The organism is Ruegeria sp. BHSC223 (genome assembly GCF_059613025.1).
In genome coordinates, this window is sequence record NZ_JBXWRR010000001.1 from 286,861 (window position 1) to 302,630 (window position 15,770).

The 15,770-nt window shown below is 61.8% G+C and carries 21 protein-coding genes and 1 tRNA gene; 17 read left to right on the forward strand and 5 right to left on the reverse strand.

The features are described from left to right. The first annotated feature begins 49 nt into the window (after window positions 1-49). Both AC2FNY_RS01410 and AC2FNY_RS01415 read left to right on the forward strand, forming a co-directional pair. Window positions 50-442: an integrase core domain-containing protein gene (locus AC2FNY_RS01410; protein ID WP_496801405.1), complete on the forward strand. Its 393-nt coding sequence runs from the start codon at window positions 50-52 to the stop codon at window positions 440-442. A 293-nt stretch (window positions 443-735) separates the two neighbouring features. Beyond that, a complete protein-coding gene (locus AC2FNY_RS01415; protein WP_496801406.1) occupies window positions 736-1,260 on the forward strand; it encodes a DUF3833 family protein in 525 nt (174 codons plus the stop codon). Window positions 1,261-1,670: 410 nt separating this feature from the next. Here AC2FNY_RS01415 and AC2FNY_RS01420 read toward each other — a convergent pair whose 3' ends face one another. Further along, window positions 1,671-2,186 (reverse strand): hypothetical protein, encoded by a 516-nt coding sequence (locus AC2FNY_RS01420; RefSeq protein WP_496801407.1) that lies wholly within the window; start codon window positions 2,184-2,186, stop codon window positions 1,671-1,673. Between the two features lie 196 nt (window positions 2,187-2,382). Between AC2FNY_RS01420 and AC2FNY_RS01425 the strand changes: the two genes are divergently transcribed. Together AC2FNY_RS01425 and AC2FNY_RS01430 are read left to right on the forward strand one after the other, a co-directional pair. Further along, a complete protein-coding gene (locus AC2FNY_RS01425) occupies window positions 2,383-2,550 on the forward strand; it encodes a hypothetical protein (RefSeq protein WP_496801408.1) in 168 nt (55 codons plus the stop codon). A gap of 2 nt (window positions 2,551-2,552) precedes the next feature. Further along, window positions 2,553-2,810 carry a hypothetical protein gene (locus tag AC2FNY_RS01430; RefSeq protein ID WP_496801409.1) on the forward strand — a complete coding sequence of 86 codons (258 nt, stop codon included), beginning with the start codon at window positions 2,553-2,555 and terminating at the stop codon, window positions 2,808-2,810. Window positions 2,811-2,864: 54 nt separating this feature from the next. Here the strand turns inward: AC2FNY_RS01430 and AC2FNY_RS01435 are convergent, their stop codons facing one another. The 3 genes from AC2FNY_RS01435 to AC2FNY_RS01445 form a co-directional block, all read right to left on the reverse strand. Next, on the reverse strand, window positions 2,865-3,404 hold the full coding sequence (locus AC2FNY_RS01435; RefSeq protein WP_496801410.1) for a hypothetical protein: 540 nt from the start codon (window positions 3,402-3,404) through the stop codon (window positions 2,865-2,867). Then, complete coding sequence (locus tag AC2FNY_RS01440; RefSeq protein ID WP_496801411.1) at window positions 3,404-4,309, reverse strand: hypothetical protein; 906 nt, start codon at window positions 4,307-4,309, stop codon at window positions 3,404-3,406. Before AC2FNY_RS01440 ends, AC2FNY_RS01435 begins: the two co-directional genes overlap by 1 nt. A 239-nt stretch (window positions 4,310-4,548) precedes the next feature. Continuing rightward, a tRNA-Ser gene (locus tag AC2FNY_RS01445) sits at window positions 4,549-4,638 on the reverse strand. Between the two features lie 122 nt (window positions 4,639-4,760). On the opposite strand from AC2FNY_RS01445, the gene AC2FNY_RS01450 reads away from it, so the two are divergent. The 9 genes from AC2FNY_RS01450 to AC2FNY_RS01490 all read left to right on the forward strand — a co-directional run bounded on the left by AC2FNY_RS01450 (window position 4,761) and on the right by AC2FNY_RS01490 (window position 12,238). After that, window positions 4,761-5,600, forward strand: coding sequence for a DUF2059 domain-containing protein (locus AC2FNY_RS01450; RefSeq protein ID WP_496801412.1), 840 nt, complete (start codon window positions 4,761-4,763; stop codon window positions 5,598-5,600). Next, entirely contained in the window at window positions 5,600-6,403 is an 804-nt protein-coding gene (locus tag AC2FNY_RS01455; protein WP_496801413.1) for a DUF2059 domain-containing protein, read from the forward strand. The genes AC2FNY_RS01450 and AC2FNY_RS01455 overlap by 1 nt, the downstream gene beginning before the upstream one ends. A gap of 264 nt (window positions 6,404-6,667) precedes the next feature. Further along, window positions 6,668-7,243: a 50S ribosomal protein L21 gene (locus AC2FNY_RS01460; RefSeq protein WP_234162574.1), complete on the forward strand. Its 576-nt coding sequence runs from the start codon at window positions 6,668-6,670 to the stop codon at window positions 7,241-7,243. Window positions 7,244-7,254: 11 nt separating this feature from the next. After that, window positions 7,255-7,524, forward strand: a complete 270-nt coding sequence (gene rpmA / locus AC2FNY_RS01465) for a 50S ribosomal protein L27 (protein ID WP_011047720.1) — start codon at window positions 7,255-7,257, stop codon at window positions 7,522-7,524. Between the two features lie 96 nt (window positions 7,525-7,620). Next, complete coding sequence (locus AC2FNY_RS01470; RefSeq protein ID WP_496801414.1) at window positions 7,621-8,232, forward strand: LysE family translocator; 612 nt, start codon at window positions 7,621-7,623, stop codon at window positions 8,230-8,232. Beyond that, window positions 8,229-8,765 (forward strand): GNAT family N-acetyltransferase, encoded by a 537-nt coding sequence (locus tag AC2FNY_RS01475; RefSeq protein ID WP_234136753.1) that lies wholly within the window; start codon window positions 8,229-8,231, stop codon window positions 8,763-8,765. Before AC2FNY_RS01470 ends, AC2FNY_RS01475 begins: the two co-directional genes overlap by 4 nt. 36 nt (window positions 8,766-8,801) lie before the next feature. Then, window positions 8,802-9,836, forward strand: a complete 1,035-nt coding sequence (gene obgE, locus AC2FNY_RS01480) for a GTPase ObgE (RefSeq protein ID WP_234170424.1) — start codon at window positions 8,802-8,804, stop codon at window positions 9,834-9,836. Continuing rightward, window positions 9,824-10,930 (forward strand): glutamate 5-kinase, encoded by a 1,107-nt coding sequence (proB, locus tag AC2FNY_RS01485; protein ID WP_496801415.1) that lies wholly within the window; start codon window positions 9,824-9,826, stop codon window positions 10,928-10,930. Before obgE ends, proB begins: the two co-directional genes overlap by 13 nt. Before the next feature lie 54 nt (window positions 10,931-10,984). Further along, entirely contained in the window at window positions 10,985-12,238 is a 1,254-nt protein-coding gene (locus AC2FNY_RS01490) for a glutamate-5-semialdehyde dehydrogenase (RefSeq protein ID WP_496801416.1), read from the forward strand. Here the strand turns inward: AC2FNY_RS01490 and AC2FNY_RS01495 are convergent, their stop codons facing one another. Next, entirely contained in the window at window positions 12,239-12,835 is a 597-nt protein-coding gene (locus tag AC2FNY_RS01495) for a histidine phosphotransferase family protein (protein ID WP_496801417.1), read from the reverse strand. 49 nt (window positions 12,836-12,884) lie between these two features. Here AC2FNY_RS01495 and AC2FNY_RS01500 point away from each other — a divergent pair, with 49 nt between their 5' ends. The 4 genes from AC2FNY_RS01500 (at window position 12,885) to rpsB (ending at window position 15,710) form a co-directional block, all read left to right on the forward strand. Then, complete coding sequence (locus AC2FNY_RS01500) at window positions 12,885-13,067, forward strand: DUF3553 domain-containing protein (RefSeq protein WP_234136748.1); 183 nt, start codon at window positions 12,885-12,887, stop codon at window positions 13,065-13,067. 108 nt (window positions 13,068-13,175) lie between these two features. Beyond that, window positions 13,176-13,931: an L-ornithine N(alpha)-acyltransferase gene (olsB, locus tag AC2FNY_RS01505; protein WP_496801418.1), complete on the forward strand. Its 756-nt coding sequence runs from the start codon at window positions 13,176-13,178 to the stop codon at window positions 13,929-13,931. A 2-nt stretch (window positions 13,932-13,933) separates the two neighbouring features. Further along, window positions 13,934-14,767 carry a lyso-ornithine lipid O-acyltransferase gene (gene olsA, locus AC2FNY_RS01510; protein WP_496801419.1) on the forward strand — a complete coding sequence of 278 codons (834 nt, stop codon included), beginning with the start codon at window positions 13,934-13,936 and terminating at the stop codon, window positions 14,765-14,767. A gap of 169 nt (window positions 14,768-14,936) precedes the next feature. Then, window positions 14,937-15,710 (forward strand): 30S ribosomal protein S2, encoded by a 774-nt coding sequence (gene rpsB, locus AC2FNY_RS01515; RefSeq protein ID WP_496801420.1) that lies wholly within the window; start codon window positions 14,937-14,939, stop codon window positions 15,708-15,710. Window positions 15,711-15,770 lie beyond the last annotated feature (60 nt).

Here is a 15,770-nt window from a genome sequence, read left to right on the forward strand (position 1 = left end):
GAATTTTTTTAAACGTCGCAGTGGAGCCCGGCAAGATGAAGTCGACCTTATGTGGTGCTCCAAGCAAGGGGTCGAACCGAGCTTCCTCATCCGAGACGCCGACACCAAGTTCAGCGCCTGCTTCGATATCGTCTGGGCATCGGAAGGTGCCAGGGTCATCCAGATCCCGCACAGAGCACCGGACGACAACGCCTTCGCTGAGTCCTTCATCGGTACCATCAAGCGCGAATGTCTGGATTTTTTCGTCTGCTTCAGCCGGTCGCAGCTCGACTACATCCTCCGCACTTGGGTGCGCCATTACAACACCGAGCGCCCGCATCGTGGACGGGGTATCGGTAACAATGTGCTGCAAGTCTATTTTCGGCCCGTGCGCGACGGCCCGATCCGGCGCAATCGTAAGCTTGGCGGTATTGTCACATCCTACACCCGCGAGGTGGCATGAGTGCCATCGCCGAGCGAAACCAATCCCAAAGATGGACAGCGACGGTTTCGTCGTGTCGGATTTCACCACGGCCCATGTCGTTTCGCGATGACAATACATCAGGCCTTGCATGCATTCTGACACCTGAGAGCGCCCTTTTTTCGGAGCGGCCGGAACGTGAGCTCTGCCGCCGAGGAAGCACCAAGTCAGGGAGCTTTCATTGATTTTCTCTGTTATCGACTCAGCGACGTGTTGGACTAGATAGACAAGTCATGTCCGCAGTTGCTGTGCTGCGTAGGACCCATAGGTGATTTATGTCGATAGTGCGCCGCTCCTTTATTTTTGGCTCTCTTGCACTGGGCGCATGCGCGCGCGTGCCGACCTCGCCCGAAGGGCCGCGCGATCCGATCACACTCGATCAAGCGTTCTCGGGAAAGGCGACCGGCGCAGGTGTCTTCAGAGTTGACCTGACAGACAATGAGCGAAGGTTCACGGCGCGCCTTGACGGTCGATTGGACGGCGATCGCCTGACGGTCGTGGAAGATTTCTTCTATGACGATGGAGAGCAAAATCGCCTGACATGGGTGTTTGACCGAGCAGGGCCTGGCAAGTGGACGGGACGGCGGGAAGACACAGTAGGGGTGGCGAATGTCGTGGAGACTGGAAACGAGATCCGGCTTTCCTATTTGGCCGATTTCCGGTCAGAAGACCAAGTGACCAGACTGGGCTTCGAGGATGTCATCTATTTCGATCCCGATGGTAGGGTAATCAACGATGCGATCGTGACACGTTTTGGCATTCCGATCGGGCGCGTGCGCTTTGAAATGCAACGGCTTTGAGGGCGTACGGGCCGATGAACGGGGCCAAGTAAATGCCATTACGCTGTGCAGAAGTAGGTACGAAAGGCAGGCGTGCAAATGCGGCGATGCAGCGATTTGGCCTGGCAAAACAGCATGGTTTGGGTCATGCATTTGAAACGAGGCCGCCCGTTGATTGCGCACTGCACCAGTCGAACGGTACACAACATATGTCGCTATGGGCTCGTTGCCTTCATCCGGGTGTTTTCATCGAATTTCTACTCCTTGCCAGTGAGCAGATGTTGCTGCCTCGGCGTCCCAGGTACCGCTTGCAACAATACACGTCCCCCCAAACATTTCCCTTCCGGGGCGTCCGGCAAGCCTCGCAGGTTTTCGGAAGGACTGTAGGGCGGCCCCGGTCGGGCCGGCCCGGTCCTGTGATCCGGCGTGGCTCAGGCAGTCATCACCGCGTCGGCGACGTCCAGCCTGGCGCGCAGTCGGGCGACGCGGGCCTCGTGGTCGGCCTTGAGCCGGGCCTTCTGCGCCGCGAGCGTCTGGCGCGTCTTCTTCGAGGCGTCCTCGATGCGAGCGTCGATCGCGTCGAGCCGGGCGTCGAGATCGGCGTTCATCTGGTCGATGCGGGCGTCGATCCTTGCGTTGTTCGCCTCGATCTTTGCCTTGGTTGCATCGCTCCGGGCCTTGATGGCGGCCTTGTTGTCGGAATGCGCCTGGAGCAGATGCGCTTCCAGCGCGCGGGCCTCGGCCTCGTAATGGGCATCGGCCACCGAGTAGCGCGGCTTGTGGATCACGGTGCCGCCGAGCGCCTGCATCCGGGTGTCGATCGGCGCGGTCCAGGTCTCGTCCACCGCGGCGACCAGGCAGGTCTGGCCCGCCTCGAGCCCGCGCTGGACCTCGTTGAAGGCCGCGAAATCGACCTCGGAGGTGTCGACGTCATAGACGACGCCCATGGCGCTACCGGTCATGCCGCCCAGCAGGGCGCCGCCCGCGCCCCGCTCACCGTTGCCGAGGTCGAGTCCCCAATCATCAACTCGCCCTTAGAGGAACCGAAGTGTCACTGGAAGATCGAGAAGGCGAAGCCCCCCTACAAGGCTGATGGCCGCCGCCGGGCGAGCTACTTCTATCGCGTGCCGGAACACACCGGGCGTGGACGTCGTAGAGAAACACGCCCCCAACGCATACAAGGCGATGGATCAAGGCGTTGAAATGCAAAGCCTTCTGTCGCGCTACGACAAGGCAATCGCCGGAGTCCATTCCAGCTTCTACAACCCGACCGTCGCGGCGCAGGCCGAAACGCACGTCGCGGTAGCGTAGCCATGAACCAAGCCCAAACCGATATCGGTGACGACCGCCAACGCGACCTGTCGATTGCCGCAATGCGCGCCCATGCTCCCGCCGAAGCTGACCGCCTGTTGGTCGCCGATCAGGTTCGCGAAGAAGCCGAACGGGTTGAAAGCGGCCTGTCGAAAATCAAGCCCGCGTTCTACGCCGAAGCGATTGCCGGTCAGATGAACACCCATGTTGACGTTGACGCGCCGTTTGCGACCGGCCCGACCGTCACCGCAGCCGAATAAATTTCCGTAGGGCCAAGACTCGGAACAACTGCCCCGGCTTCGGTCGGGGCTTTTTTATTCTTTGAACTGCAAAGGTTTCGCGTACTCAGAGTCAAAGACTTCGTGCGCCCGCTTCAAAACCATTGAGACAGTAAGGAGGAAATGTGTGTAGACCGCAATAAGTATTGCGGCCTCCAGTCTGTTGGAAATGGACGCCGAGAAAAACACAAGAAATATCGTGACTGCCATGCATGAAAGTAGAATTAGATAGGAAACATTCGCATTTATCTCACGAAGTAGTTTTCTGGTTTCTTCTACTAATTTTTTCTCTTCACCATCTAAGATTCTGTCGCCTGTTGCCTTCCGGTCTGAACGAAAGACGCCATACATGGCGACCTGAACGCTAAAAAGAAGTGCGGAGAAGATTGCGAAAACAGAGATTGAAGCTGAAAATACATCTTCGGAAAGATTGACGCATAGAAACCAGCTAGCAAGTCCAAAGGCGATAGGTACACCGAAGAATACAAACAAATCCAAACGGCTGATGCGCTCTTCGTTGAGGTTCTTAAGCGTACCAAAATGTGCTCGAAATATTGCAAGAGGACTGACTTTCATCACCTCATCCCATACTGATCGCGAAAGTTCTCAATTACCTCCGCCGAAACATCTGAAACGGACTGAAAAGTTGGGTGCTGATCTGCACCAAATTCGACATCATCCGAAATGTCGATAACGCCAGCATTGTTTGAGGGGCCTACTATACCAACTTTCATGTAAGAGTTTCCGATTGCGACCATCGCGCTAGCCTCGTCAAACTCTATTCCATCGAACACAAAAGCTGCACCTCCCCGCGCGTCGCGAATTTGCGGGGCGACATCGGAGAAAACTCCAAACCGTCCATTTCTTCTCACGGAGAAGGAAAGTTCGACATTCAATTCATCCGGCGGGAGGTTTCTCAGAATCTCAGCCCGATCCTTTGGAACGCGCTTTTTTGACAGTATGAGTTTTTTGACCTGAGCATTGCGATATACTTCATCGGCTGCGGGCATCACCTTTCTTGTGGTGAGGCGAATATGGTCGTACCTGCGGTTGAATTCGCTGGCAAGTTCTCCAAGAACTTGACGAACGCAAGAACGGTCCCTGAACGACTGTAGCGTCGCAAAGCCAAAGTTGCCTGCGTCGGGAACCCAGAAGCGATAATAGAGCGGGATTTCTTCAACGTCAGTCGCGTTTCTATTGTAGAGAACTGCGTTATCGTCTGGATTGATGATGTTTGAGCTATAACCGTAGGTGCCATAACGCACGATTCCATGTCTGCTCCGGCCTTGGTCCTGCGCTGGTTCCAGTCTCCAACTGCGTTCGATGTTGTTGTTTTGCAACGCGGCAACCTTCCCCCGAACGAACTGCGGAAGGAACTCGTAGAGTTCCGAACCTATACCGGCGTTCGCTAGCGGAATTTGTTGGTAGTTGTGCGCGTCGGAGAGGCAAAGCTGATAGACGTAAAGACCGATTTTGCTCATTTGTTTTCCGAAATTGCTTTTGTAGCTCAGAGCCTAATATTCTCGCGACTACAGTTCAACTTCGACGTGAACAGGTAAGAACAATCCTAATAGGCGCGACAAGACGCAGCCTTCACGCTCCCGTGACCATCAACGCTTGTAACCCTTGTGGGCACCCCAAATCAACCGCGTGAAAACTGTCACTAGATCGGCAATAGATTTCCCTGATCGGGAAATTATTCAATGATTTCAAGGATGCATGGCGGAGAGACAGGGATTCGAACCCTGGGTGGGCTTGCACCCACAACGGTTTTCGAGACCGCCCCGTTCGACCACTCCGGCACCTCTCCGCGGGGGTCTGTGAGGGGGGGATTTAGTGAGGTTCGCGCGGGGGTGCAAGCGGAAAGTGACAAGTTTTTGCACCGGCCCGAATTTCCATTGCCCGTGCGGGCAAATGGCTTAGGCTTGGCATATGACACGACTGTTTCGCGGCGCCTTGCCCCTTCTTTTCGGCTTTCTGCTTCTTGGTTTCGCGCTTGCGCAGCCGCTCAGGGCGGCGGACCGGGCGCGGATCGAGGCGTTTCTCGTCACCACCGGTTTCGACGTGGCGCTGGATTCGATTGCCCAGGCTTCTGCCTCGGCGCCGGGGATGCTGGGGCTGGAGGCCGAGAGTTTCGGCAGCCAGTGGACCACATTGACCCGCGAGGTGTTCGACACCAAGGGAATGCGCGTACAGGCGCTGGATATTCTGGAACAGACGCTGAGCGATGCGGCGCTTGATCATGCGGTCGACTTCTATGCCTCGGACCTGGGTCAGCGGCTGGTGGTGGCCGAGAACGACGCGCATATGGCCGATGACGATCTGAAGGAAGAGGCGGGCGAGGCCATCGTGTCCGAACTGGTCCGGCATGGCTCGGGCCGGGTCGAGAGTCTGAAGCGGATGAACCGGGCCATCGATTCCTCGGGCACCGCGCTGCGCGCCTTGCAGGAGATCCAGCTGCGGTTCCTGCTGGCGGCCAGTGCCGCCGGGGTGATCGATCTGCAAATGGAGGTCGACGATCTGCGCGAGCTTTTGCGCGGCAACGAGACCGAGATGCGCAATGCGCTCCAGCTCTCGGCGCTGGCCTCGGCGGCTTATACCTATCAGGCCTTTTCCGATGACGAGGTGGACGCCTATACAGAGGCGCTGGAACAGCCGCTGATGCAGGAGGTCTACGAATTGCTGAACGCGGTGCAATACTCGATCATGGCCGACCGGTTCGAGGTGCTGGCGGTTCGCATGGCGGAGCTTCAGCCGGTGCAGGAGTTGTGATGCGGCGCGTCTGGGCGGTTCTGTGTCTGTGGCTGGTGACGCCGGTAGCGGCCGAACCCGCGTATGACGATCTGGCGCGGGCAATGCGGTTGACCGAGGTGGTCGAGATCCTGCGCGAAGAAGGGCTGCGTTACGGCGCGACACTCGATACCGAATTGCTTGAAGGGGCGGGGGGTGCGTTCTTTGCCGCTCAGGTGGCGCGGATCTATGCGCCGGATCGGATGCATGCGGCGCTGCGTAATGCTTTGTCAGATCATCTGGACCCTGAGCAGGCTGCGGCCGCCACCGCGTTCTTCAGCACCGCGACCGGCCAGACCATTCTGACGCTGGAAAATTCGGCCCGGCGTGCCTTTGCCGATGATGGCATCGAGGAGATGGCGCTGGATCGGGCCGAAGAGGCGGGCGAGGGCGATCCGCGTCTGGGTCAGGTGGCCGCCTATGTGGCGGCCAATGACCTGATCGGCCAGAATGTCAAAGGGGCGATCAGCGCCGATTTCCAGTTCTATCGCGGTCTCAGCGACGGGCAGGGAACCGCGCGCGATGATGGCGCGGTGCTGGCCAGCTTGCTTGAGGCGCGCGACGAGACCGAGGCCGAAACGCGGCGCTGGGTGATGGGGTTTCTCTACTTTGCCTATACGCCGCTGGAAGATGACCAGATGCAGGCCAATATCGCGTTTTCTCAAAGCGCCGCCGGAAAGGCGCTCAATGCGGCGCTGTTTGAGGGTTTCGACCGGCTTTATGGTGAGATATCCTATGACCTGGGCCGGGCGACAGGATTTGCTCTCAAGGCGTCTGATATCTGAGCGCGCCACTGACGGACGTGTATTCAGACGGTCTTCCCGATGCCCCGTTTTTTTGCGGTTGACAATACGTTCCATGGCATGGATAAGCCCGCATCCCGGCCCGGATTCCGCGCCGGGTTTCGTTATCGTTTGGCCTGCCCGGAAACGGAAGGGCCGTTAATCCGCCCGAAACAGGGCGCGCTGTTCGCAGGTGGCCGCCGTGATGGGGCCGAAACGCCCGGGGCTCTGGGGACCGAAGAACGCGGTGACAAGAAGGAAAGACGCATGTTTGCGGTCCTCAAGACTGGCGGCAAGCAGTACAAGGTTCAGGCGGGCGATGTGCTCCGCGTTGAAAAGCTGGCTGCCGACGCAGGTGAAAAAGTTCAATTCAACGACGTGCTGATGCTGGGCGGCGACGCGCCGGTCGTGGGCGCGCCTCTGGTTGACGGCGCCGCCGTTCAGGCCGAGGTGATCGACCAGGTCAAGGGCGAAAAGCTGATCCATTTCGTCAAGCGCCGTCGTAAGCACAGCTCGCAGCGCACCAAGGGCCACCGTCAGAAGCTGACCCTGGTCAAGATCACCGAGATCCTGACCTCGGGCGCAGACAAGACCGGTGTCAAAGCCGCAACCGGCCAGGCCCCCAAGGGCGCCGCTGCGCCCGCGGCCGCTGCTGCCGCAGGTTCGGACGATCTGACCAAGATCACCGGTGTCGGCCCCGCAGCCGCCAAGAAGCTGGCTGAAGCGGGCATTGGCAGCTTTGCCGCGCTGGCCGCCTTGTCGGACGAGCAGATTGCTGCTATCGACGCGGTCAAGGTAAAGCCCGAATGGGTTGAGCAGGCCAAAGAGCTGGCTCAAGGCTAAGGAGAGAAAGAATGGCACATAAAAAAGCTGGCGGTTCCTCCCGTAACGGCCGCGACTCCATCGGTCGCCGTCTTGGCGTCAAGAAATACGGCGGCGAAGCTGTTGGCGCTGGCAATATCCTCGTGCGTCAGCGCGGCACCAAGTTCTGGCCGGGCGAAGGCGTTGGCATGGGCAAGGATCACACGATCTTTGCAACCGTCGACGGCGCCGTGAAGTTCCACAAGGGGCTGAAAAAGCGCACCTTCATTTCGGTCCTGCCGGTGGCGGAGGCCGCAGAGTAAGCCGAAACCCAGAAGGTTTAGAAAAAATTCATGGGGGACCGGCAAGGATTGCCGGTCCCCTTTCTCGTTTTTCACCGAAGTTTCACCGGACGCCCAATGGCCGTTGCCACGACCAGCTTTCTGCTCTTTGCCGCCACGCAGGTGGGCACGCCGGGCCCGGCCAACATGGCCCTGCTGGCCACCGGTGCGCGTTATGGCTTTCGCGCGGCGCTGCCCTTTGTCGCCGGGGTGGCGTTGGGCAAGCAACTGGTGATCTGGCCGGTGGGGTTTGGCCTGATGGAACTGGCCGAGCGGGTGCCGCTGCTGTTTCAGGCACTCAAATATCTTTGCGTGGCCTATATTTGCTGGCTGGCCTGGAAGATTGCCAACCTGCGCCTTGCCCCCGGTAAAGGCGGGGGCGGGGCCGCGCCGGGGTTTGGCGCCGGTCTCTTGGTTCATCCGCTCAATCCCAAGGCCTGGGCGATGATCGTCACCGGATTTGCCGGTTTCGTGGCGCCGGGCACCGCGCCGTTTCAGGCGACGCTGGTCGTGGCACTGGGGCTGTTGGTCTGTCAGGCGGTTTTCCACCCGCTCTGGACCTTTGCCGGCGATCGCATTGCCGCGGTGGTTGCAGGACGGCCTGGCGAGAAATACCTGATGTGGATGCTGGCGGGGCTGACCGTTGCATCCGTGATTTTTGGTGTGTTCGGAGGAGGAGCACAGGAATGAAGTTTGATACGATCATAAACCAGCCGGTCATTGAAACCGAACGGTTCGACCTGCGCCCGCTGCGCAAGTCGGATATGGGCCTGATCGAGCATTACGCCCGCGACGAGCGGGTGGCGCGCATGACCACCTCTCTCCCGCATCCGCTGCCGCCGGGCATGGCCGAGGCCTTTGTCGCCCGCGCGATGAGCGAGGAGCGGACCGAGGATGTCTGGGCGATGGATGCCACCCGCGATGGCGGGCCCGAGCTGATGGGCCTCATTTCGCTGGAACGGATGGATCGCAACCAGTCCGAGATCGGATATTGGGTCGCGCCCGTGTTCTGGAATACCGGCATCGCCTCGATGGCGGTCGAGGCGCTGGTGAATGCCAACCCGCTGGGCAACGCCACCATGTTCGCCAGCGTGTTTCAGGACAATCCGGCCTCGGCCAGGGTCTTGACCCATTGCGGGTTTCAGTATCTTGGAGATGCCGAGAGTTATTCGGTGGCGCGCGACGCCGCCGTCCCCACCTGGACCTATAGCCGCAAACTGTGACTTGGCCCGCCCGGGCCTTTGCAGTAGGGAGCACATATGAAATTTCTCGATCTTGCAAAGGTCTATATCCGCTCGGGTTCCGGTGGGAATGGATGCGTCAGTTTTCGGCGCGAAAAATTCATTGAATATGGCGGCCCCGACGGGGGCGATGGCGGCAAGGGCGGTTCGGTCTGGGCCGAGGCGGTGGATGGGCTGAACACGCTCATCGACTTTCGCTATCAACAGCATTTCTTTGCCCAGAACGGGGTGCCCGGCAAGGGTCAGCAGCGGTCTGGCAAGGATGGCGACGATATCGTGCTGCGGGTTCCCGTGGGGACCGAGATCCTGGACGAGGACGAGGAAACCGTTCTGGCCGACCTGACCGAGGTGGGCCAGCGCGTATTGCTGGCCAAGGGCGGCAATGGCGGTTTCGGCAACCTGCATTTCAAATCGGCCACCAACCAGGCGCCGCGCCGGGCCAATCCGGGCCAGCCGGGGGTGGATCGCACCATCTGGCTGCGGCTCAAACTGATCGCCGATGTGGGTCTTTTGGGGCTGCCGAATGCGGGCAAGTCGACCTTTCTGGCGGCCACGTCGAACGCGCGGCCCAAGATCGCCGATTACCCCTTTACCACGCTGCATCCCAATCTGGGCGTTGTGGGTGTCGATAATGTGGAATTCGTGATCGCCGACATTCCCGGTCTGATTGCGGGCGCGCATGAGGGGCGCGGCATCGGCGACCGGTTCCTGGGCCATGTGGAACGCTGCGCGGTGTTGTTGCATCTGGTCGATGGCACCTCGGGCGATCTGGTCGAGGATTACCACACCATCATTGGCGAGCTTGAGGCCTATGGCGGCGATCTGGCGGACAAACCCCGCGTGACCGTGCTGAACAAGATCGACACGCTGGACGCCGAAGAACGCGCCTTTCTGGTCGAAGAGCTGGAAGAGGCCTCGGGCGGGCCGGTGATGATGATGTCAGGCGCCTCGCGCGAGGGGGTGACCGAGGTTCTGCGCGCCCTGCGGGCCCGCATCGACGCCAACCGCCTGCGCGAAAAGCCTGTGGAGGAGTCGCAGCCTTGGCAACCCTGACGACAGCCCGGCGGCTGGTGGTCAAGATCGGCTCGGCCCTGCTGGTTGACCGCAACTCGGGCGATCTGCGGGCTGAATGGCTGCATTCCCTGGCCGCTGACGTGGCCTGGCTCAAGGGGCTGGGCATGGATGTGATCCTGGTCTCGTCCGGCTCGATCGCGTTGGGGCGGGGCGTGTTGGGCCTGCCGCGCACGGCGCTGCCGCTGGAACAGTCGCAGGCCGCCGCCGCCGTGGGCCAGATCCGTCTGGCCCGCGCCTATGAAGAGGCGCTGGCCCCGCACAAGATCACCACCGCGCAGGTTCTGGTCACGCTTGAGGATAGCGAGGATCGCCGCCGCTATCTGAACTCGCGCGCGACGCTGGAAACGCTGCTGGGCCTTGGGGCGGTGCCCATCGTCAACGAGAATGACACTGTAGCGACCGACGAGATCCGCTATGGCGACAATGACCGGCTGGCCGCACAGATCGCGGTCACCGTGGGCGCCGATCAGCTGATCCTGCTGTCGGATGTGGACGGGTTCTATACCGGCAACCCCAGTGACGACCCCGGCGCCACCCGGTTCGACGTGATCGATCGGATCACGCCCGAGATCGTGGCCATGGCCGGCGATGCGGGTTCGGGCCTGTCCAAGGGCGGGATGAAGACCAAGCTGATGGCGGCGCAGATGGCCACCGCCGGCGGTTGCGCCATGGCGATTACCGAAGGATCGCCCCTGAACCCACTGAAAACGCTTGAAAATGGCGCCAATTGCACCTGGTTCACCGCGACGCTTGACCCGCAAGCGGCGCGCAAGCGCTGGATCGCGGCGATGAAACCGCGCGGCGAAATCACTGTCGATGCGGGGGCCGCGCGCGCGCTGGAGGGCGGCAAGAGCCTGCTGCCTGCGGGCGTCACCTCGGTCACCGGCGATTTCGGACGCGGCGATCCGGTGGCCATCCTCGGGCCCGACGGGCGGCGCCTGGGGCAGGGGCTGTGCCGCTATACCGGGGACGAAGCGCGCGCCATTCGCGGGCGGCACTCTTCGGATATCGAGGCGACGCTGGGTTACCCAGGCCGCGCCGCGCTGATCCACCGGGACGACATGGCGCTTTGACCTGTCGCCCCGCAGACGCTACCCATTGATCCGACCGCAGCCCAGGGGCCCGACATGAAAGACATCGCCGACATCTCTGCCACCATGACCGACCTGGGCAAACGTGCCCGTGCCGCAGCCGCCCAGCTGGCCTTTGCCAGCGCCGAGGCCAAGCGCGCGGCGCTGATAAGTGCCGCCGATGCGGTCTGGGCCCGGCGCGAGGAGATCATCGCAGCCAATGCGCGCGATCTGGAGTTTGGCCGCGACAAGGGGCTGAGCCCGGCGATGATGGACCGGCTGATGCTGGACGAGGCGCGCATTCAGGGCATCGTCGACGGGTTGCGCACCGTGGCCGAACAGGGTGATCCGGTGGGCGAGATTCTGGCGGAATGGGACATGCCCTCGGGCCTCCATATCCAGCGGGTGCGCACGCCGCTGGGGGTGATCGGGGTGATCTATGAAAGCCGCCCCAACGTGACCGCCGATGCCGGGGCGCTATGCCTGAAATCGGGCAATGCGGTGATCCTGCGCGGCGGGTCCGAGAGTTTCCACTCTTCGGGCGCGATCCATGCCTGTCTGGTCGAGGGGCTGCGCGCCGCGAACCTGCCCGAGGATGCGATCCAACTGGTGCCGACCCGCGACCGGGCGGCTGTGTCCGAACTCTTGACCATGACCGATTATGTCGACGTGATCGTACCGCGTGGCGGCAAGGGGCTGGTGGGTCTGGTACAGCGCGAGGCGCGGGTGCCGGTCTTTGCCCATCTCGAAGGCATCGTGCATATCTATATCGACAAGGCCGCCGACCCCGAAAAGGCGTTGCGCGTGGTCCTGAATGCCAAGACCCGCCGTACCGGGATTTGCGGTGCCGCGGAATGTCTGTTGATTCACAAGGATATAGCGGACAATCTTGGTGCCGATCTGGTGCGCGCGCTGATCGAGGTCGGGGTCGAGGTGCGGGCCGAGGGGCTGTCCGGCTCGCTTCCCGCAACCGAAGCCGATTGGGGCAAGGAGCATCTCGACATGATCATCTCGGCCAGGGTGGTCGAGGATGTGGACGCGGCCATCGCCCATATCCGGCACTATGGCTCGAACCACACCGATTGCGTGATCACCGAGGATGACGCGGTTGCCGAGCGCTTTTTCGAACGGCTCGACAGCGCCATCCTGATGCACAATGCCTCGACCCAGTTCGCCGATGGCGGCGAGTTCGGCATGGGTGCCGAGATCGGCATTGCCACCGGCAAGATGCATGCGCGCGGCCCGGTGGGGGCGGCGCAGCTGACCAGTTTCAAATACTTGGTGCGCGGGAACGGAACGACCCGGGCCTGATCAGAAGCGGATCACCAGTTGGCGGTCGCTGGTTTCCACCGTGACCCGCCGACCGGCATCTTCGACCACCGCGGGCAAGAGGGCGAATTGCACCTGCGCCGGTGTCACCTGTTTCAGGGCGGCTGGGTTGCTCAACCCCTCCCACAGGGCAGGATCGACCGACAGTTTCTCGGCCTCGGCGGTGACGATCCAGCGGTCGCCCTGCCGGTCCATCCGCACGCTGCCGCCAAAGGGCAGGGCGGTTTCACAGCATTGCAGCGCCAGAAAGGCCATCCGCACCTCGGCCCGCGCGACCGGTTCCGTCGGTGACCAGTTGGCCTTGGCCCGGGCGCTGCGGTTCAGGTCGTCGAGCAGGCCCACCAGCTCGGCCCGGCCCAGCATCTGGTCGCTCGACGCGCCATAGGCGATGCGAAAGAATCGGATACGTGCCCCTGCATTGCCAACGCTGTCGGCAATCAGTTCCATCTCGGGCCCCTCGACCGAACCGGTCATGTCGAGCAGCTCCAGCCCGTTGGTAATGGCGCCGATCGGGCTGATCAGATCGTGACAGATGCGCGAGCCGATCAGGCTGGCCAGGTTGACGCCGCTTTGGGCCATGGGATACCTCCGTTGTCAGACCCGCACATCCATCAGCCAGGGCCCGGATATGACCGATCTCAATGCCATTCTTGCACCGGGCATGTTCGTGCGCCACCCCGACTACCCCGACTGGGGTGTCGGGCAGGTCCAGTCCAGCATCGCCGGCAAGATCACCGTGAATTTCCCCGATCAGGGCAAGGTGGTGATCGACGGCACACGCATCGCCCTGCTTGTGGTCTTTGATCCGTGATTTGCGTTACCGAAAGGTTAACACCGGGGCAGGACCGCGCCTTTGTGTTGCAAAGCCTGCGCAAGCCGCGCTATCTGCGCGCAACCTGAACGCATCCGCCGGAGACCCATGCCAGACCGCGGCCCCGCCTTTACCGTCAAGATGGCCGAGACCGAGGCCGAACTGCACGCGGCCCAGCGCCTGCGCTATGACGTGTTCGTGCGCGAATTGGGCGGCGGCGGTGCGCTGGTCGATCATCAGGTCGGGCTGGAGCGGGACCGCTTTGACCCGTATTTCGATCACATGCTGTGTATCGACGATGAAAGCGGACAGGTGGTGGGCGTCTATCGCCTGTTGCGGGGCGAGCAGGCGCAGGCGGTGGGGCAGTTCTATTCCGAGGACGAATATGATCTGGGCGTGCTGAAACGCTCGGGGCGGCGGTTGCTGGAACTGGGGCGCTCGTGCCTGCATCCCGATTATCGCGGTGGCATGGCCATGTATCACCTGTGGAACGGGTTGGCCGATTATGTCGACCGGCACGGGATAGAGGTTCTGTTCGGGGTAGCGAGCTTTCACGGCACCGATGTCGAGGCGCTGGCCCAGCCGCTGTCGATGCTCTACCACAACCACCTCGCGCCCGAGGATCTGCGGGTGCGCACCCAGCCCGCCCATTATGTCGACATGAACCGGGTCGCGCCCGAGGCGCTGGACCGCCGCCGCGCGATGCTCGAGGTGCCCGCGCTGATCAAGGCCTATCTGCGGCTGGGTGGTTTCGTGGGCGATGGCGCCTATATCGACCATGCGTTCAACACCACCGATGTCTGTCTGATCCTGGATACCGCGCGGATGAACGCGCGTCAGCGGCGCATCTATGGCGGGGGCTAGCGATGGATCCGCTCTGGAACAGTGAGGACGACCCCGATCCGATCGAGATCGGCCTGATCGGCTGGCTTCTGGTGCTGGTGCGCGGGGTGCCGCTGGCGCTGCTTGTCTTTGGCGGGTTGATCGTGCTGTTGCTGGTGCGGCTGGTCGAGCGGCCGCTGTGCGGCCTGCACCGGCCCGTCACGCCGCATATCACCCAGTTTGTTTGCCGCAACGCCTTTCGCATTCTCGGCATCGGTTTCGAGAGCAGCGGAGAGCTGATGCGCGAGCATGGGGCGGTGGTGGCCAACCATACCTCGTGGCTGGACATCTTCGCGCTCAACGCACGCAAGCGGGTCTATTTCGTGTCCAAGGCTGAAGTGGCGAAATGGCCCGGCATCGGGTGGTTGGCGCGGGCCACCGGCACCGTGTTCATCGAACGCAACCCCAAGCAAGCGCGCCAACAGACCCGCGTTTTCACCGAGCGGCTGGCGGTGGGGCACAAACTGTTGTTCTTTCCCGAAGGCACCTCGACCGACGGGCTGAGGGTTCTGCCGTTCAAGACAACGCTGTTTGCAGCGTTTTTCGCGCCCGAACTGCGGCCGATCATGTATGTGCAGCCGGTCTCGGTCGTGTTTCACGCGCCCAAGGGTCAGCCTGCGCGATTCTATGGCTGGTGGGGCGACATGGAATTCGGCCCCCATCTGCTCAAGACGCTGGCGGCGCGGCGGCAGGGCCGGGTCGAGCTGATCTACCACGCCCCTGCCCGGGTGAGCGATTTTGACAACCGTAAGGAGCTGGCCGCCCATTGCGAAGAAGCGGTGCGCCACGCGCACAGCCTGGCTCGGCTCACAAAATAAGGGCGATTGGCCCTTGCGTCGTCTGGCAACCTGCCGTATACGCGCGCCATTCAAAACCCGCAGGCGGGGTTTTGGTCCGTTTGGGGGAGACATCCCTATTCGAACCGCCGGTTGGAGCATCCGCTTCTTCTCCCCCGCCAAGGCGCAAACCGGAAAAAGGAAATACCGCATGGCTCTTCCCGAGTTCTCCATGCGTCAGCTGCTGGAAGCTGGCGTTCACTTCGGCCACCAGACCCAACGTTGGAACCCGCGCATGTCGCCGTTCATCTACGGCGCCCGCAACGGCATCCACATCCTCGACCTGACCCAGACCGTTCCGATGCTGGACCAGGCGCTGAAAGCCGTGCGCGACACCGTCGCCAAGGGCGGTCGCGTTCTGTTCGTGGGCACCAAGCGTCAGGCCTCGGGCCCGATCGCCGAAGCCGCCGAGAAGTCGGCCCAGTACTACATGAACCACCGCTGGCTGGGCGGCACCCTGACCAACTGGAAGACTGTGTCGCAGTCGATCCAGCGCCTGCGCATGATCGACGAGAAGATGGAAGGCGGCGCCGAAGGCCTGACCAAGAAAGAGCGTCTGGGCATGGAACGCGACCAGGCCAAGCTGCAAGCTTCGCTGGGCGGGATCCGCGAAATGGGCGGCGTGCCGGACCTGCTGTTCGTCATCGACGTCAAGAAAGAAGCGCTGGCAATCGCCGAAGCCAACAAGCTGGGCATCCCGGTTGTGGCCGTGGTCGACACCAACTGCTCGCCCGATGGTGTGGATTACATCATCCCCGGCAACGATGACGCCGCACGCGCCATCGCGCTGTATTGCGACCTGGCCGCACGCGCCGCGCTGGATGGCATGTCGGCACAGCTGGGCGCCGCAGGCGTCGACCTGGGCGAGCTGGAAGAGGCCCCCGCCGAAGAGGCGCTGGCCGAAGAGGCAACCGCCGAGGCCTGATCGGCCCCGTCATCCGAATGACATATGGGGCAGGGTATGACCTGCCCCAAATCCGTTTTG

Bases quoted from the DNA above. Each gene is read 5' to 3' on its own strand.
- AC2FNY_RS01415 (WP_496801406.1), top strand. From the start codon at position 736: ATGTCGATAGTGCGCCGCTCCTTTATTTTTGGCTCTCTTGCACTGGGC.
- rpsB (WP_496801420.1), top strand. From the start codon at position 14,937: ATGGCTCTTCCCGAGTTCTCCATGCGTCAGCTGCTGGAAGCTGGCGTT.
- AC2FNY_RS01435 (WP_496801410.1), bottom strand. From the start codon at position 3,404: ATGAAAGTCAGTCCTCTTGCAATATTTCGAGCACATTTTGGTACGCTT.
- AC2FNY_RS01495 (WP_496801417.1), bottom strand. From the start codon at position 12,835: ATGGCCCAAAGCGGCGTCAACCTGGCCAGCCTGATCGGCTCGCGCATC.
- AC2FNY_RS01490 (WP_496801416.1), top strand. From the start codon at position 10,985: ATGAAAGACATCGCCGACATCTCTGCCACCATGACCGACCTGGGCAAA.
- AC2FNY_RS01420 (WP_496801407.1), bottom strand. From the start codon at position 2,186: ATGGGCGTCGTCTATGACGTCGACACCTCCGAGGTCGATTTCGCGGCC.
- olsB (WP_496801418.1), top strand. From the start codon at position 13,176: ATGCCAGACCGCGGCCCCGCCTTTACCGTCAAGATGGCCGAGACCGAG.
- AC2FNY_RS01410 (WP_496801405.1), top strand. From the start codon at position 50: ATGTGGTGCTCCAAGCAAGGGGTCGAACCGAGCTTCCTCATCCGAGAC.
- AC2FNY_RS01475 (WP_234136753.1), top strand. From the start codon at position 8,229: ATGAAGTTTGATACGATCATAAACCAGCCGGTCATTGAAACCGAACGG.
- AC2FNY_RS01460 (WP_234162574.1), top strand. From the start codon at position 6,668: ATGTTTGCGGTCCTCAAGACTGGCGGCAAGCAGTACAAGGTTCAGGCG.
- olsA (WP_496801419.1), top strand. From the start codon at position 13,934: ATGGATCCGCTCTGGAACAGTGAGGACGACCCCGATCCGATCGAGATC.
- rpmA (WP_011047720.1), top strand. From the start codon at position 7,255: ATGGCACATAAAAAAGCTGGCGGTTCCTCCCGTAACGGCCGCGACTCC.
- AC2FNY_RS01430 (WP_496801409.1), top strand. From the start codon at position 2,553: ATGAACCAAGCCCAAACCGATATCGGTGACGACCGCCAACGCGACCTG.
- AC2FNY_RS01455 (WP_496801413.1), top strand. From the start codon at position 5,600: ATGCGGCGCGTCTGGGCGGTTCTGTGTCTGTGGCTGGTGACGCCGGTA.
- AC2FNY_RS01450 (WP_496801412.1), top strand. From the start codon at position 4,761: ATGACACGACTGTTTCGCGGCGCCTTGCCCCTTCTTTTCGGCTTTCTG.
- obgE (WP_234170424.1), top strand. From the start codon at position 8,802: ATGAAATTTCTCGATCTTGCAAAGGTCTATATCCGCTCGGGTTCCGGT.
- AC2FNY_RS01500 (WP_234136748.1), top strand. From the start codon at position 12,885: ATGACCGATCTCAATGCCATTCTTGCACCGGGCATGTTCGTGCGCCAC.
- AC2FNY_RS01470 (WP_496801414.1), top strand. From the start codon at position 7,621: ATGGCCGTTGCCACGACCAGCTTTCTGCTCTTTGCCGCCACGCAGGTG.
- AC2FNY_RS01440 (WP_496801411.1), bottom strand. From the start codon at position 4,309: ATGAGCAAAATCGGTCTTTACGTCTATCAGCTTTGCCTCTCCGACGCG.